The organism is Herpetosiphon sp. NSE202, from assembly GCF_042688385.1.
GTDB lineage: Bacteria > Chloroflexota > Chloroflexia > Chloroflexales > Herpetosiphonaceae > Herpetosiphon.
Genome location: NZ_JBHUPY010000001.1, coordinates 932,518 through 946,108 on the forward strand (window position 1 = coordinate 932,518; position 13,591 = coordinate 946,108).

Annotated in this window: 18 protein-coding genes; 6 read left to right on the forward strand and 12 right to left on the reverse strand. The window is 48.3% G+C overall.

The window, feature by feature from the left end; all coding sequences use genetic code 11:
• Nucleotides 1–10: 10 nt before the first annotated feature.
• Complete coding sequence (locus tag ACFMKP_RS03975; protein WP_382289267.1) at nucleotides 11–460, forward strand: hypothetical protein; 450 nt, start codon at nucleotides 11–13, stop codon at nucleotides 458–460.
• A 158-nt stretch (nucleotides 461–618) separates the two neighbouring features.
• Here the strand turns inward: ACFMKP_RS03975 and ACFMKP_RS03980 are convergent, their stop codons facing one another.
• The 5 genes from ACFMKP_RS03980 to ACFMKP_RS04000 all read right to left on the reverse strand — a co-directional run bounded on the left by ACFMKP_RS03980 (nucleotide 619) and on the right by ACFMKP_RS04000 (nucleotide 3,927).
• Complete coding sequence (locus tag ACFMKP_RS03980) at nucleotides 619–909, reverse strand: hypothetical protein (RefSeq protein WP_382289269.1); 291 nt, start codon at nucleotides 907–909, stop codon at nucleotides 619–621.
• A gap of 95 nt (nucleotides 910–1,004) precedes the next feature.
• Nucleotides 1,005–1,562 (reverse strand): phosphoribosyltransferase, encoded by a 558-nt coding sequence (locus tag ACFMKP_RS03985; RefSeq protein WP_382289271.1) that lies wholly within the window; start codon nucleotides 1,560–1,562, stop codon nucleotides 1,005–1,007.
• Nucleotides 1,563–1,635: 73 nt separating this feature from the next.
• On the reverse strand, nucleotides 1,636–2,706 hold the full coding sequence (locus ACFMKP_RS03990) for a class I fructose-bisphosphate aldolase (protein WP_382289273.1): 1,071 nt from the start codon (nucleotides 2,704–2,706) through the stop codon (nucleotides 1,636–1,638).
• 86 nt (nucleotides 2,707–2,792) lie between these two features.
• A complete protein-coding gene (locus ACFMKP_RS03995) occupies nucleotides 2,793–3,338 on the reverse strand; it encodes a DUF6886 family protein (protein ID WP_382289275.1) in 546 nt (181 codons plus the stop codon).
• Nucleotides 3,331–3,927 (reverse strand): GNAT family N-acetyltransferase, encoded by a 597-nt coding sequence (locus tag ACFMKP_RS04000; protein ID WP_204754736.1) that lies wholly within the window; start codon nucleotides 3,925–3,927, stop codon nucleotides 3,331–3,333. Before ACFMKP_RS04000 ends, ACFMKP_RS03995 begins: the two co-directional genes overlap by 8 nt.
• Before the next feature lie 285 nt (nucleotides 3,928–4,212).
• Here ACFMKP_RS04000 and ACFMKP_RS04005 point away from each other — a divergent pair, with 285 nt between their 5' ends.
• Nucleotides 4,213–4,704, forward strand: coding sequence for a hypothetical protein (locus ACFMKP_RS04005; protein ID WP_382289277.1), 492 nt, complete (start codon nucleotides 4,213–4,215; stop codon nucleotides 4,702–4,704).
• Here ACFMKP_RS04005 and ACFMKP_RS04010 read toward each other — a convergent pair.
• The 5 genes from ACFMKP_RS04010 to ACFMKP_RS04030 all read right to left on the reverse strand — a co-directional run bounded on the left by ACFMKP_RS04010 (nucleotide 4,626) and on the right by ACFMKP_RS04030 (nucleotide 9,104).
• Complete coding sequence (locus ACFMKP_RS04010) at nucleotides 4,626–5,966, reverse strand: sensor histidine kinase (RefSeq protein ID WP_382289279.1); 1,341 nt, start codon at nucleotides 5,964–5,966, stop codon at nucleotides 4,626–4,628. The genes ACFMKP_RS04005 and ACFMKP_RS04010 overlap by 79 nt on opposite strands.
• Nucleotides 5,967–6,027: 61 nt before the next feature.
• A complete protein-coding gene (locus tag ACFMKP_RS04015) occupies nucleotides 6,028–7,050 on the reverse strand; it encodes a polyprenyl synthetase family protein (protein ID WP_382289281.1) in 1,023 nt (340 codons plus the stop codon).
• Nucleotides 7,051–7,450: 400 nt separating this feature from the next.
• On the reverse strand, nucleotides 7,451–7,636 hold the full coding sequence (locus tag ACFMKP_RS04020; RefSeq protein WP_382289283.1) for a hypothetical protein: 186 nt from the start codon (nucleotides 7,634–7,636) through the stop codon (nucleotides 7,451–7,453).
• A 92-nt stretch (nucleotides 7,637–7,728) separates the two neighbouring features.
• The gene (locus tag ACFMKP_RS04025; RefSeq protein ID WP_382289285.1) at nucleotides 7,729–8,265 is read right to left on the reverse strand and encodes a DUF1003 domain-containing protein; all 537 of its coding nucleotides are present in this window, start codon (nucleotides 8,263–8,265) and stop codon (nucleotides 7,729–7,731) included.
• A 23-nt stretch (nucleotides 8,266–8,288) separates the two neighbouring features.
• A complete protein-coding gene (locus tag ACFMKP_RS04030) occupies nucleotides 8,289–9,104 on the reverse strand; it encodes an STAS domain-containing protein (RefSeq protein ID WP_382289287.1) in 816 nt (271 codons plus the stop codon).
• Nucleotides 9,105–9,221: 117 nt separating this feature from the next.
• Here ACFMKP_RS04030 and ACFMKP_RS04035 point away from each other — a divergent pair, with 117 nt between their 5' ends.
• From ACFMKP_RS04035 to ACFMKP_RS04045, 3 genes are all read left to right on the forward strand, one after another.
• Nucleotides 9,222–9,437: an AAA family ATPase gene (locus ACFMKP_RS04035; RefSeq protein ID WP_382289289.1), complete on the forward strand. Its 216-nt coding sequence runs from the start codon at nucleotides 9,222–9,224 to the stop codon at nucleotides 9,435–9,437.
• 57 nt (nucleotides 9,438–9,494) lie between these two features.
• Nucleotides 9,495–9,746 carry a hypothetical protein gene (locus ACFMKP_RS04040; protein WP_382289291.1) on the forward strand — a complete coding sequence of 84 codons (252 nt, stop codon included), beginning with the start codon at nucleotides 9,495–9,497 and terminating at the stop codon, nucleotides 9,744–9,746.
• A 459-nt stretch (nucleotides 9,747–10,205) separates the two neighbouring features.
• Nucleotides 10,206–10,718 (forward strand): hypothetical protein, encoded by a 513-nt coding sequence (locus tag ACFMKP_RS04045; RefSeq protein WP_382289293.1) that lies wholly within the window; start codon nucleotides 10,206–10,208, stop codon nucleotides 10,716–10,718.
• Here ACFMKP_RS04045 and ACFMKP_RS04050 read toward each other — a convergent pair.
• Nucleotides 10,715–11,737: a hypothetical protein gene (locus ACFMKP_RS04050; protein ID WP_382289295.1), complete on the reverse strand. Its 1,023-nt coding sequence runs from the start codon at nucleotides 11,735–11,737 to the stop codon at nucleotides 10,715–10,717. The genes ACFMKP_RS04045 and ACFMKP_RS04050 overlap by 4 nt on opposite strands.
• A gap of 119 nt (nucleotides 11,738–11,856) precedes the next feature.
• Between ACFMKP_RS04050 and ACFMKP_RS04055 the strand changes: the two genes are divergently transcribed.
• Nucleotides 11,857–12,450, forward strand: a complete 594-nt coding sequence (locus ACFMKP_RS04055; protein ID WP_382289297.1) for a TMEM175 family protein — start codon at nucleotides 11,857–11,859, stop codon at nucleotides 12,448–12,450.
• Here the strand turns inward: ACFMKP_RS04055 and ACFMKP_RS04060 are convergent, their stop codons facing one another.
• Complete coding sequence (locus ACFMKP_RS04060; protein WP_382289299.1) at nucleotides 12,451–13,347, reverse strand: SDR family NAD(P)-dependent oxidoreductase; 897 nt, start codon at nucleotides 13,345–13,347, stop codon at nucleotides 12,451–12,453.
• Between the last annotated feature and the right edge of the window lie 244 nt (nucleotides 13,348–13,591).

Genomic DNA, 13,591 nt, shown 5'->3' on the forward strand with positions numbered 1-13,591 from the left:
GGAGTTTAGTTTGAATCGTTTATCTTTGGCGGCGTGGATGTTGATGCTTCTGTTTTGCTTGGGAGCATGCACCCCATCCGCTAATAGCACTACTTCGCAAGTAGCAATTCAGGGGGCTTCACGCATGCAACAAGCTACGATTGAACAACTTTTTAACCAAACAACGATTCCAGCAGTTGATAATACGCTTGCGCTTTTTTGTAGTTTTAACGAAGGTATTAGTTGCTTTTTTATTGAAGCTACACAAGTTGAGGCCTTTAATTTTATGTACGATGAGCAATTATATAATCCAATCAATAAACTAGATGGTCAACTTGCTCAACAAATTTTGAAAGACCTTGATCCAAAACGGGTTGATCAGTCTAAAAACAATACAGTGCTCTTACGCTGTAGCAAAACCAATGGCTTTACCTGTGAGATTAATAGTGGAACTGCATGGGAGCCATTAGCGATCGAATAAACCTGAAGCGTTTAATTAATTCCAAATTTTGCTAGTGTTTGCCAATCGCGTATCACAGCCTTCAAGTATTGCTACGTTTATGCAGAGAATTGAAGGCTGTGACCATAGTTGATCACTTATACTGCTAGGCTGAGCTTCGATGCAACCAAATGACCCAATTAGCGTTGCATCGTCAGTTGGTAGGGCCCTAAAAGATAGCTGGGAATTTCAAGTGGTTGGCTTGTGGCGGCTGCATGAATGCCGCTAGCTCCATTATCAATGATTTGATAAAACGCGACGTTGGCCGCTGTATAGTGAAGGCGAAGCGTGAATGTCTGAGCGGCTTGGTGTGCCTCAATCGTCTGTGCTTGGGCTTGCTCTACCCCAGCCAACGATTGCGCAGTTAACAGCGCAACCACCAGCAGCATCGTAAAGCAAATGCTTAAACTACTAACAACCAATGCCCGCATAGATGCGTGTCCTTAAAAAAGTTAACGATTATGCTGCAATGTAGTAGATTTTGTTGCATTTGCCTATAGTGCAACAGTCCTACTTTGCTATAGTTTCACTGCGAATCAGGCACTTGTTCATCATCATCTTGGGCGCGAATTGCCGCTGTATATTCAGGGTGTTGCACAAAGTGCCCATCCTGCAAAATTTCGCTATCCCATGGGTTCATAATCAGTTGATCGGAGAGTAGGCCAATATAATCGGGGCGTGGGCTAGCCCACGTATGCGCATACAAGGCAGCAGTTTTGACATCGGCAGCACCCATATCGCGCACAACCAAGCCTGCAACCAACAGCGTTTGGCCCGAATCAGCCATCTCATCGACAATCAGCACCCGCCGATTGCGCACTTTTGCTGGTGGCTTGACCAACCACGATGGATCGCGGCGCACAACTTGATCTTCAAAACGCCTGGTTAAGCGAATTGGGTAGAGTTCGCGGCGCAAGGCGTAGGAAAGCAAGGTTGCTGGAAATAACCCACCTCGCGCAATCCCCAAGATCAATTCTGGTCCCCACGGGGCAATTTGCATGGCTAGTTGGCGGGTTATTTCCTCGAACCGCTGCCAACTAATCGGGTCAACGCCGCGCCGGGTGCGATAATCATACGATGCCATAAAATGTGCTCCATTGAAAAACGAGCGCATAGCGTGGCTATGCACTCGCTCGATTTGGCTGATTCGACGTGGTTTAGGCGATGGTAACGTCTTCGCACAAGTACACATCTTGGATGGCTTGCAACAAGGCTGCGCCTTCGGCGATTGGACGTTGGAAGGCTTTGCGGCCTGAGATCAAGCCTGCCCCACCACCACGCTTGTTGATTACGGCGGTGCGTACTGCTTCAGCGGTATCGCTTTCGCCGCTCGAAGCACCACCTGAGTTGATCAAGCTAGCGCGACCCATGTAGCAGTTGGCAACTTGATAGCGCACCAAGTCGATTGGGTGATCGCTGGTCAAATCGCTATAGATGCGCTTGTCGGTTTTGCCATATGGGTTGTCTTTTGAGGTAACTGCGTTGTAGCCGCCGTTATTTTCAGGCAATTTTTGCTTGATAATGTCGGCTTCGAGCGTCACGCCCAAGTGATTGGCTTGGCCCGTCAAGTCTGCTGAAACATGGAAGTCGGTGGTGTCGTTTTTGAAGGCGTTGTTGCGCAAGTAGCACCACAAAATTGTGGCCATACCCAACTCGTGGGCCATTTTGAAGGCTTGAGCAACTTCGACGATTTGGCGGCCCGATTCTGCTGAGCCAAAGTAGATTGTTGCGCCAACTGCCACCGCGCCCATTTCGTGAGCTTCTTTGATCGTGCCAAACAAGATTTGGTCAAACTTGTTGGGGTATGACAAAAATTCGTTGTGGTTGATTTTGACCACGAACGGAATCTTGTGGGCATATTTACGGGCAACTGCGCCCAACACACCAAAGGTTGAGGCAACGGCGTTACAGCCACCTTCGATGCCAAGTTTTACAATATTTTCTGGGTCGAAATAGGCAGGATTGGGAGCAAATGAAGCACCAGCTGAGTGTTCGATGCCTTGGTCGACTGGCAAAATTGAAAGATAGCCAGTGTTGGCCAAGCGGCCTGTGCCATAGAGGCTTTGCAAGCTGCGCAATACTGGAATACTGCGATCTGAGGCCGTCCAGACCCGATCAACAAAATCTGGCCCTGGTTGATGGATCAAATCTTTGCTAATCGTTTTCGATTGATGTTCTAAGAGTGACGATGCTTCATCGCCTAATAATGCTGCAATACGGTCAATCATTGAGAATGCTCCTTATGGCTGACAACGCGCCCATTATAGCATGCCGCGAGCACCCACTGGGGTGAGGAAACACTACCCATAGTGACCTATTCGCTACTAGGCTGGGCATTGCGCATACGAATCATCGAAAATTGCAATGTCGATTGCGCTACCGCCTGCTGCAAGCGCCATAAATTTGGCATAATGTGCAATTCAACCCCCAAGCCCACCAGTTGCCCCAATAAATCGTCAATCGCATGCAGCGCTTGGGGCGTGACCGTGCTTAAACTAATCCAATAGCCAGCCGCCGCATCGGATTGCTCAAAATAAGCCTGTGAAAATTCATAGGCATACAGTGTGGTTGCCCGAATCCGTTCGAGCCAAGCCTGCTCAACTGCAATAATCGTGGCGGCAGTGCTCAGCCCAAAGAAACGCGCTTGATCAGCTGCGCTGGTGTGCTGATCGTAGCGAATGCAGATCCGTGGGCAATCACGGGGCAACAAATAGTTGACCACATGACTGCCTTGGATCGCCCACACTAAATCTGGATGTTCAGCTTGGCGCGGATGCGGACGTGGCGTAAATTGACTAATCGTGGCATCTTCGCTGAGATGATACAGCCCCTCATGATGTGGCTGCCACAATTTAGCCATGATTCGCTCCAGGCACGAGCATGCTCATGGCACTCAGATCAATGTCATCGCGCACAATATCCATCAAAATTTCGTCGTAGCGTTGATTGCCCAAGGGAATTGCGCCGCGTACCCGACCGACCTCGCGAAAGCCAGCTCGTTCGTAGGCGCGGCCAGCCCGCGCATTGTAGCCGTAATACCAAAGCTTGATATTATATAAATTGAGGAAGAAAAAGCCATATTCGGCGATCAAGCGCACAGCCTCAGTGCCATAGCCTTTACTGCGTTGGTTTGATTCGCCAATCATGATGCCCAGCGCTGCGCTTTGCCGCCGATGATTAATTTCAAACAAACTAATATTACCAATCGGCTGGTGCGTTTCTTTGATATGAATTGCGAAGGTAAGCCGCTCGGCATTTTGCTTCGAAGCTTGTTGATACCAGGCTTCTTCATCTTCAAGCGTGGCTGCAAAGCCGATTGCACCCAAATTGGCGGTCATGCCAAGGTCGCTAAACCAACGCACATACAGCGGCAAATGCTCATGGCGCAGGGTCGCAAAATAAATCTGTTGGCCCGTCACGACTGGATAAACTGGATTTTCACTGCTCATAACGACCCTTCTACAAGGCTGCAATTGCGATTATTGCTTGATTATAGGCCTTGGATGCACGCAAACATCGGTTTTGCGACTGAGTTTTGGCTCAGCCTCAAAGCCTTGTATTGCCAGCATTTGGGCGTTTTCAACCAGTTTAAAGGTTCAGACTATTGATGGTAGTTTTTGGCATTGAATCACAGTATAATCAAGCGAACAACCCACATCGTAGCTACGCATCGTGCTCAAAAAGCATGGATTGACCTTGCAACGCTGATAAAAAAGCTCTGAAAGGAACCCAAAATGCAACTGCCAAATCAACCGTATGTGGTAATTGTTGATGATCAACCAGCCGCCGCCTTGGGCTTACAAGCTGCGATTGCCGACCAACAGCTGAACGTATTGCGTAACCTGAGTTATAGTTGCGATCGGATAGGTTCGGTAGGCGATCTCGAGCGCCAATTAGGCTTGTACCCGCCGCAGAGCATTCGTTTGATGGTGGTCGATTATGCGATGGTTGGGCGCACGCCCCTGCATGTTATTTATCGCTTGCGCACCAGCCGCAGCTTGCACCCAGCCTTGCATCCCGAAGCCTTGCTGATTGGCTGGAGCGCCTATGAAGATGTTGATTCGCTGTTTCGTTCGGTCGGCTTCGATGGGTTTATTAGCAAGCATTTAGACCAACGCGACGTTGTCCAAGCGATCGAATGGATTTATCAGCAACGCTTGCATGGCGCTGGCTGGACGAGTGTTGGCTTGCCTGTGCCATGGGCTACGTCATCGTTAATTGCTTGAAGGCATGGTAAGGCTAGGGTTGTGCATGCACCGCCATGCGCGTGATTTTCAAAGCTGACCGAGCCTTGATGTAAGCGTGCAACTTGCATAATTAATGCTAAGCCCAAGCCGTTGCCGCCCAGCTTTCCACTCCAGCCAAGCACCGCCGGAATTTGATTGCTGGCGAGGCGTTGCAGCAGTTCTTTGGGGTAGCCTGTGCCATGATCGCTAATTGTAATAATCACCATGGCTTGCTTAACGCTGCATTCAAGCGTAATTTGCTGCTCGCTGATTAGGCTGGCTTCGATTGAATTTTGAATAATCGTGCGCAACGCCAAGCTCAGAAACAAATCATTGCCTTTGATCAAGATTGGCGTTTGGTTGCAGACCGCGACTTGTAAATAGTTCTGATCAAACTGATGGGCAGTGCGCACTTCATTGACGATTTTATGCAATAGCTCGGCTACATTCAGCGTTTGCAGTTGTTGCGGTTGCAACACGCCCTCGCGAGTCAAAATTAATAATTGGCTGGTTAATTGCTTAAGCTGTTGGGTTGTGGTTTGGAGCGCTGCCAAGGCTTCGCTGCTGCTAATGCCTGCATTCTTCTGGGGCGCATTGGCCAAAAAGCGCTCAAACATTGGTACCAAGCCTTCTAAGCCGCTGCTATAGCCGCGCAGTTCGTGCTGAAAAAAGCGAATAAATTGGCGCGCTTGTTGTTCTTGCTCAAGCTGAGCTTTGGCCTGCACCTGAATTTGGGTGGCACGGCTGGCCGAGCTACGTAATTGCCACATCGTTAAAAATAAAAGCAAGTTGAAGACAATCACTGCTGGATTAATTAAACTCCAGCCTGCCGGATGTAAGATGCTGGCTATGAGCAGAAAAAACGGATAGCTGAAGATTGGCCATAAACGCCCAGTTGTAATAATTGCCAGCAAGATCGGCACAGTGATTAAGATAACCGCCGCACTTTCTAGCTCAACAATACTCAGCGCAATTAAGCAGGTTGAAGTCATGCTGAGCACGATTAACCAGCGTGGCCAAGCCAACTGTGGGCGGCGATAGACCAACCAACCAAGCCAAAACAGATACAGCGCCAAGCTAAAATCGATCCAAATTAAGCTCTTTGAGGTATTGTGATCGAGGCCAGCCAGCCCCAAACTGCCCACGCCAACGCTAAAACAGGCAATTAACCATGTAACCCACGGCAATGGATCAAGTTCTTGGCCAATGCGTTGATAGACGTTAAGCCATGATCGGAATAGGTTGCCCCATACATCCTTCATGATTGCTCCACTGATAGCTGTGGCTACCGATTGTTGGCGATCAGTGGTTGGGCCATGCTGCTTAGGCTACTTGGGTTTGGGCAAGGCCAATACCACTGAGGCGCGCCATAAATGTGCAAATCACGTCACGCATCCACGATTGCAGGGCTGGCGGCGTTTGTTCTTCGCACGCTATCGCAATCTGGTTCAAGCGATCAAGGGTTGTGGCTAATCCTGCTTCAAGCACATGTTGGTTAAGTTGCTGGAGCGTTAGCTGGTGGGTATCGTTTAATAAGGCTTGTTTTTTGCGCCAAAGCTGGTTAATAAAGCTTGCTAACTGGAGATTATTATCACACGCATCAGCAAGCGGAGCAATAACCCGACCGCGCTGGAGATCGCATCCTTCGCCAAATTGAACTCGTTGTTCTAAAAGGCCCACCACATCATCAATATCTTGCATTATTTGGGCAAAGAAATAGGCTGACTTTGGAGGAAAGAGCGGTTGGCGATGGTACATTAGCGCCAAGTTGAGCGCAAATTCGGTGGCAATTTGGCCTTGACGATAGCGATGGTGCATCCATTCATCCCAATCTGTTTGCTCAGGGTAGCTATGCTCAACTTCCCAAATTTGCAGCGCACCTAATTCACGCAAAAAGTTCATGGTTGGCTGAACCAAGCGCGGATCGATTTGAACTGCTAATTCAGCAACGGTGGCGGTGAGGCTCGTGGCAATTGGTGTGGCCTGAGTTACCCCAAAACGCGCTGGCACGGTTGCTCGTTCCGAACGCCGACTGGCAATATCAACTGTATCATCCATCACCGCCACTGCTTCCATGGTTAACATAATCACTGGTAATGCGCGTTGATGGGCTGGCGTAATGCCGCCTAATTGCTCAGCCAAACTCAAATAGAGCAAGGGCAGCAATATAAACGATGGCTGTGGATTATCCACGACCACATAATCCCAAACATGTTGCAAAGGAGCTGGGATATTGAGCTGGTTGAGCAAACGCCGCGCGCCTTGCAAGTGCGGAGCGAAGCTGGCTTGAGAACGTTGGAAGATGCCTTGGAACTTTTGTGGGAAACGGATCGTGGTGTCTGCCATACAAACCTCGCGCAATCGCTGAAGGTTCGCGAGTTATGGTGTACGATTGTAATGCTGCTGCTCACCGAACCAATTAATTTAGGATCTTTATTCTTTATTAACAATGCAGTTAATACAATCGCTCAAAATGTTCAAGTTTTGTCGTACTTCTGTAAGGTGATATTTAGTACTTCTAGTCAAGTACTTTTATCCTTGGGAAAACTAAAAGAGACTAGGCTTTGGCCTAGTCATTGTTTAGGACGTACCGGATGGTTAATTGACATTTGAGCGGAAAGTACTGAAGTTAACTGGCAGAAATGTGCAACAAACGATTAATTTGATTATTTTGCTATGCAACGTGGCTACAGCCAGGGAAATGTATTTTAAAATAGATCTATTAATATTCAATAATAATTAATATTTACTCACTCGTGATTATTTTGCATAAATAATGACATTGTACTGCTGAATAGGCTTGATTGAAATGGTTGGGAGCTGCATAGGCCAATTGATGGCCTAAGTGCAGGCCAATTAATAATAAAAGCATACACAGACCAACCAACAAAAGATTACCTTGGCGTTGCGATTTTCTGAGTGTTGTGTCCATCTGCTTGCTCCTAGGGTTCAACTGTGGCCTTTTAGGCTTGATAGTAGCAGTATGGCAAGCCAACATAACCGGAAAGTTAACGAGTAGCCCGCTTATTCAGTGCGCTTGCGCAAAATTTGGTTGAGCAACTGAATTTGTTCCTGTTGCAATTGCACGAGTTCGCGCCATTGCGCATCGCGTAAATCATCGATTTTATTATGCAGGCGTTGAATTTCCAATTCGGCCTTGAGGTTAATTTCGTAATCATGGGTTGCATCAAGCCGATCTTTGGCAGCTTGGCGGCTTTGCGACATCATAATAATTGGGGCTTGCAGCGCCGCGACGCTTGATAACACCAAATTAAGCAAAATAAACGGATAGGGATCAAACGGCTTAGCCAGAAAAAGCCCGTTGAGCAGCATCCAAGCCAATAAGGCTGCCGAGAATCCAATTAAAAAAGGCCATGAGCCGCCAAATGCCGCTACCTTATCGGCAACCCGATCGCCAAAGCTTTGAGTTGCTTCAAATTGATGATTGATGTTTTTGCTAATGGTTGGGTGTTCGATAAAATGCTTAATTAATTCGCGTTCACGCTCGGCTAAGGCAGTTAATGCTGCATTTTGATCGGGATCAGGCATGTGGTCGGCCATAGTTGGGTTTCCTAAATGATTGGCTATAAAGACCGAATTGCAAAGCCACTGCAAGCCAGCGCATATTCTAGGCCTGCTTGAAGATTAGCGCGGGTAATAATTTCGCTCAAATCGATGCCCAAATGCACCATGGTTTGGGCAATTTCGCTGCGAATCCCCACAATAATCACTTGCGCACCAAGCAAGCGGGCTGCATTAACTGTTTTAAGCAGATGATGTGCCACGCCAGTATCAATCAATGGCACGCCAGTCAGATCGAGAATAACCATTTGGGCCTTGAGATTGGTAATCTCTTCAAGCAGGCGCTCGATCATCTGCTGGGCACGGCTGCTATCAATGACCCCAATCAGCGGAACTGCTAAAATGTGTTTGTAGACAGGAATAATTGGCAAGGCCAGTTCGCTCAAAATTGCTTGTTGGCGGTCAAGCTGGCCAATTCGTGCTCGATCGTAGCCGCGATATAAACCAGCCAGCCCCGATTGAATGACCTTCAGCGCTTGGCGCAACAGGGCAATCTTAGCGCTTGGCTGATCGAATTTCTCCATCAACATCTCAACGCCACGTTGATGCCACAGCAAAACTAGTTGCTCAAAATCGTCGATTGGCAAGCCTTGCATGGCGCGTTGATAGGCACCTTCTTCGAGGTGGGTGCGGTAAAAATGTGGCTCTGGTTCGTCCAAATCTAAGCCGAAGGCGTGGACAGTAATCAGCACCCGTTGGGTTAATTGCTGTTTCGTCAGCGGAATTTTGCGATAGCCTGGAATTTCCACTAATGCCCGATCAACTAGTTGATGGCTCATGGATTCTTCCATGGCGATAAAAACACTTCCGAAGGACATAGTAGTGTGCTCCTAACCCACATGATCGCTGGTGGCAATGAGCGTAGTGTTTTAGTAGGATGTGGCATTCGATAATACCATACAACCTTGGGCTAGCGTGCAATTTGTAGGGACAATATGATGCAAAAAGTAATGCTTATTGGCAATGGCGGCGACAAAACCACGCTTGCTTATCAACTGGCGGCGTTGTATGATCTGCCGCTGTATGAGATCGATGCGCTGCAATTTCAGCCAGGCTGGGTTGCCACTCCCGAAGCTGAATTACGCCAAATACTTGAACAAATTCAACAGAGCGAGCGTTGGCTGATTGATGGCTTTGGGCCATGGGACTAGATCGAAGCAGGGGCGCAGCTCGCCGATAGCATTATTTTTGTTGATCATCCGATTTGGGTGCATTTTTGGTGGGCCTGCGAGCGCCAGATTGCTGCCGCACAAGGCACGCCGCGGCTTGGTGGGCCGCCTGATTGCGATTTGCGTGATATAACCAAGCGCATGTTCGAGACGATCTGGTGGGTGCATGAAAACGTGCGCCCTAAATTGGTCAGCTTGGTTGAGCACTATCAAGCCAGCAAAAGCGTAGTCTGGATTCGCTCGCCAGAAGCATTGGCTGAATGTATGGCGCAGCTTCAGCCTGAAATATAAACTGAATTCATTTAGATTCAACACTTGACAAATAGCGCTGATTTTGCTATAGTCATGTCAAACCTTCTCCTCTCTCTTCTCTCCCACAAGCGGCTCCATTTTGCGAGCCGTTTGTGGTTTTAGGCGTTTAATTGCTGTTACTGCGGGTGAGCCTCTCTAAACCCCTTGTGTGATCGATCAAACCGCAACTGATGAGAAAAATTGCCTGATTTTATCGATTGGTAGTAATCCTTTTGGTAAGGCTGAGCCAATACACTAGCACATATCGGGAACCCAACCAAGACTAGTACTACGGGATGTGATCGACTAAATATCCCCCCAAAAGGTTAGCATCCAAGGATTAACCCTTTGGCGTATGGTTGGCACTGAGACTATTAAGCCAGAGCTATGTTCATTCCCGCATGGTCATAGCATTCACGCGACCTCCTGAACCGTTGTACTACCTAAAGGAGCACCACGATGATTCTTGCACTTGATATTTCAGCCGCCAATTTGGGGATGGTTGTCTTCGATCGCGCAACAGCCCGTGTTGTTGAACATGCCCATTTTGACCTTGATGCCCGTCGTTGTACTCCCAAGCAACGAATTATCCTCGCAGTTCAATCATGCCAACAATGGTTGCGGGATTACCCGAAATTGGTTGAATGTGTGATTAACGCCCCAGTGCCCAAAACCCATCCTGCTGATTTGATTGCCTGCCAACGGATTGTCGGGGCGCTCATTGGGGTCATTTATGGCACAGGCTTGCCAGTAACCGAAATTTCGCTGGCAACCGCCAAGCGTCAATTGATTGGCCATCAATACACCGATCGCACTAGCCTCATGCAGGCTGCTGCCATGTATTTTGATACAGACTACAGCGAATACGAAGCTAGCGCTTTGGCTTTGATTGTGGGCTACAATCAAGAATTGTTCAAACGCAACAAGCAACAAGTGGCCGATATGCGTCATTTTGCCTTGCTTAAGGCTTAATTGGGTTTTTGAGCGATGGGGATAAAGATTTGAAGATCTTGCGGGCGACCATCGTCGATCCAACTTGTCCACGCACTTGTCGCATTATTGCGAAACGTTCGATAGAGTTTGCCATTGCTTGCATTGGCAATCACCATGGTTCCAGTATCAAGATAATGGGCAATCGCAACCCCAGTGGCGGCTGAAGGCAATTCTGCCAACATACTAAAACTACTCCATCCGCCACTACCCCATGTGCGAACCCAAACCGCGCCAGCGCTATCGCTAAATGCACAGCTTAAGGCATTGGTTGCTTGGCGATGACAGCTTGTCTGATTCAACAAACTCGGGCTTGGATTGCCATCATCAACCCAATCGAACCACGTTCCGCCTTCATAGAAGCTGCGATAGGCATGGCCATTACTGCCGATTGCATAAACCACAACATTATCTGCGCCATAATTGGCCGCAGCCAAGCCTTTGAACGGACCGCCACTGATAAAAGCTCCAAGATCGTTCCAGCCTGCCCAACTAGTCCCATTCCAAATTCTTTGCCATAAATGGTTATCACTCGTGCGGGCAAAGCACTGCATAGTGGTTGCTGATGCCGAAGTACAGCTTGTTTCGTAAATATCGGCTGTGCCAGGCCCGCCAAGGCTCGTCCAACTACTCCAACTGGTGCCATTCCATGTGCGTTGATACAGATTAATAAATTCACCTTGCCTGCCACTGACAAAAATATTGAGGGTTGTGCTAGTACGGGCAATCGCACTTACGCCGCCACTTGGGTCGAGGCTGAATTGGCTTAATCCTAAGCCTTGCCAATTGCCCCAGCCTGCACTACTTTGCCACGAACGCTGCCAAACTTGCTGATCGTCGCCAAGCACAAAACAATCGATTCGTTCGCTATTTGGGGTGGCACAACTGATCGAGCCACTTGGCGCAATTGTTAAATCGTTTGGGCTTGCAGCGCTTGGTGTAAGTGGCACGAACATTAATCCGCCGATCCATGCTCCAATTAATAGCCATCGTGCAATCATCGTCAATCCTCCTAAAAACCACTAGCAATCGATTAATTGCGAGCATAGCGAATTGGGGCTTGACACAATATGCCAAAAATTGTCAAATAGGCTCGGTTCCAACCAGATCAGGAGTGTGTATGAAGACCCAGCGCTTAGAAGCGTTCAGTGACGGCGTGCTCGCAATTATTTTGACGATTATGGTGTTGGAGTTGAAGATTCCGCATGGGGACACGTGGGCTGATATTAAGCCTTTAGTACCGGTTTTGCTATCGTACATCTTGAGTTTCGTCTACATCGGAATTTATTGGAATAACCATCACCATATGTTGCACGTGACCACACGCACGACTGGCGGAATGTTATGGGCCAATTTACACTTGTTGTTTTGGCTCTCGCTGATTCCATTCACCACTGGCTGGATGGGCGAAAACCACTTTGCCGCAATTCCAACGGCGGCCTATGGAGTTGTGATGTTAGGAGCTGCGATTGCCTATTGGGTTTTGCAGCGCACGATTATTCGCAGCCAAGGCTCCAACTCAGCGCTTGCCAAGCTGATTGGACGCGATCTTAAAGGCAAAATTTCGCCAGTTCTGTATATTTTGGCAATCGGGGGCGCATTTATTCATCCAGCTATTGCTGGCTTTTTATATGTGGTGGTGGCGGCGATCTGGTTGTTGCCAGACCGCCGGATCGAATTGCATCTCGCTGAGATTGAGCATGCAGAAGCTTAATTAACTAGCAACCGCCTGGCTGCGCAAGAGCATTGGCTCCATATTCATCACACTAATTAACCCTGCTTGGAGTGGCTCAAGCTGTTGATTCAGCTCGTTGAGGCCTTGTGAGCCTGTGCCCATGCTATATTTGCGTGGGCGCAGCTCGCTGGGCAAGCCCAAAATTTCGTGAATTTTATTGCCAACATCAACTGGATTATCGGCATGTTCAAGCCCCGTTACAATGCCAGTGCTGATCGCTTGGGCATATTGACCAGCCACGCCGTATGCTGCATTCAAGTTTTGATTGGCGGCGGTCATGATATTTGCCCCAAAATTGGTCGAATACCCACCTAATTGTAAAATCACGCTATCGATGCCAAGCGCGGTCAGTTCGTAGGCCATGCCGTGGGCCAGATTTTCTTCAGCGGCTTTGCTTGCCCCATAGGCTGCCAACAAGGGCACAACGATTTGGGTACTGGTACTAGAGATTGTAATTAAGAGGCCAGCTTGTTGTTGGCGCATCAACGGCAACACAGCTTGGGTTACCCGAAACGCCCCAAACACATTAATCTCAAATAATTGCTGCACTTGCTCAATAGTACAGGCCTCAGCCAAACCTGCTAAACCAGCGCCTGCATTGTTGATCAAACAATCGAGGCGACCAGCTTTGGTCTGAATTGTGGCCAGCGCTTGATCGACTGAGGCTTGATTGGTCACATCAAGCTCGATTGGCTCGATGGTTAAGCCGCGTTGGCTGGCAAAATCACGTAATTCTTGCGCTGCTTGAGCATTTTTTGCATTGATTCCCCGCATCGAGGCAAAAACCGTATGCCCATGCTGGGCCAAGGTTTCAACAATTGCCCGACCTAGCCCACTGCTGCTCCCAGTAACCAAAATTGTTTGAGCGGAAGTCATAAAAATCCTTTCTATTTGTATACACTCTAAACTAGCTATATAGATTAATTTGCCACATAGAGAGGGCCGTATAGCAGCGAAATCTGACACTTTTTTTGTGGAACTTACGAAATTGCTCGCCGATTGGGGATATACGCCTAGAACATGCCTAGGACTTATAGACCTTGACAAGGGGTTTCGGCGTGTTGATAATGGCATATCAGCCCATTTGGTCTATCGTACTCGCCATTCTTTCTTTTGTTCA

Excerpts from the sequence above, each read along its gene's own strand:
- ACFMKP_RS04005 (WP_382289277.1), top strand. The coding sequence starts at position 4,213 with ATGCAACTGCCAAATCAACCGTATGTGGTAATTGTTGATGATCAACCA.
- ACFMKP_RS04030 (WP_382289287.1), bottom strand. The coding sequence starts at position 9,104 with ATGTCCTTCGGAAGTGTTTTTATCGCCATGGAAGAATCCATGAGCCAT.
- ACFMKP_RS03980 (WP_382289269.1), bottom strand. The coding sequence starts at position 909 with ATGCGGGCATTGGTTGTTAGTAGTTTAAGCATTTGCTTTACGATGCTG.
- ACFMKP_RS04055 (WP_382289297.1), top strand. The coding sequence starts at position 11,857 with ATGAAGACCCAGCGCTTAGAAGCGTTCAGTGACGGCGTGCTCGCAATT.
- ACFMKP_RS03995 (WP_382289275.1), bottom strand. The coding sequence starts at position 3,338 with ATGGCTAAATTGTGGCAGCCACATCATGAGGGGCTGTATCATCTCAGC.
- ACFMKP_RS03985 (WP_382289271.1), bottom strand. The coding sequence starts at position 1,562 with ATGGCATCGTATGATTATCGCACCCGGCGCGGCGTTGACCCGATTAGT.
- ACFMKP_RS04020 (WP_382289283.1), bottom strand. The coding sequence starts at position 7,636 with ATGGACACAACACTCAGAAAATCGCAACGCCAAGGTAATCTTTTGTTG.
- ACFMKP_RS04010 (WP_382289279.1), bottom strand. The coding sequence starts at position 5,966 with ATGAAGGATGTATGGGGCAACCTATTCCGATCATGGCTTAACGTCTAT.
- ACFMKP_RS04025 (WP_382289285.1), bottom strand. The coding sequence starts at position 8,265 with ATGGCCGACCACATGCCTGATCCCGATCAAAATGCAGCATTAACTGCC.
- ACFMKP_RS03990 (WP_382289273.1), bottom strand. The coding sequence starts at position 2,706 with ATGATTGACCGTATTGCAGCATTATTAGGCGATGAAGCATCGTCACTC.
- ACFMKP_RS04015 (WP_382289281.1), bottom strand. The coding sequence starts at position 7,050 with ATGGCAGACACCACGATCCGTTTCCCACAAAAGTTCCAAGGCATCTTC.
- ACFMKP_RS04050 (WP_382289295.1), bottom strand. The coding sequence starts at position 11,737 with ATGATTGCACGATGGCTATTAATTGGAGCATGGATCGGCGGATTAATG.
- ACFMKP_RS04060 (WP_382289299.1), bottom strand. The coding sequence starts at position 13,347 with ATGACTTCCGCTCAAACAATTTTGGTTACTGGGAGCAGCAGTGGGCTA.
- ACFMKP_RS04045 (WP_382289293.1), top strand. The coding sequence starts at position 10,206 with ATGATTCTTGCACTTGATATTTCAGCCGCCAATTTGGGGATGGTTGTC.
- ACFMKP_RS04035 (WP_382289289.1), top strand. The coding sequence starts at position 9,222 with ATGATGCAAAAAGTAATGCTTATTGGCAATGGCGGCGACAAAACCACG.
- ACFMKP_RS04000 (WP_204754736.1), bottom strand. The coding sequence starts at position 3,927 with ATGAGCAGTGAAAATCCAGTTTATCCAGTCGTGACGGGCCAACAGATT.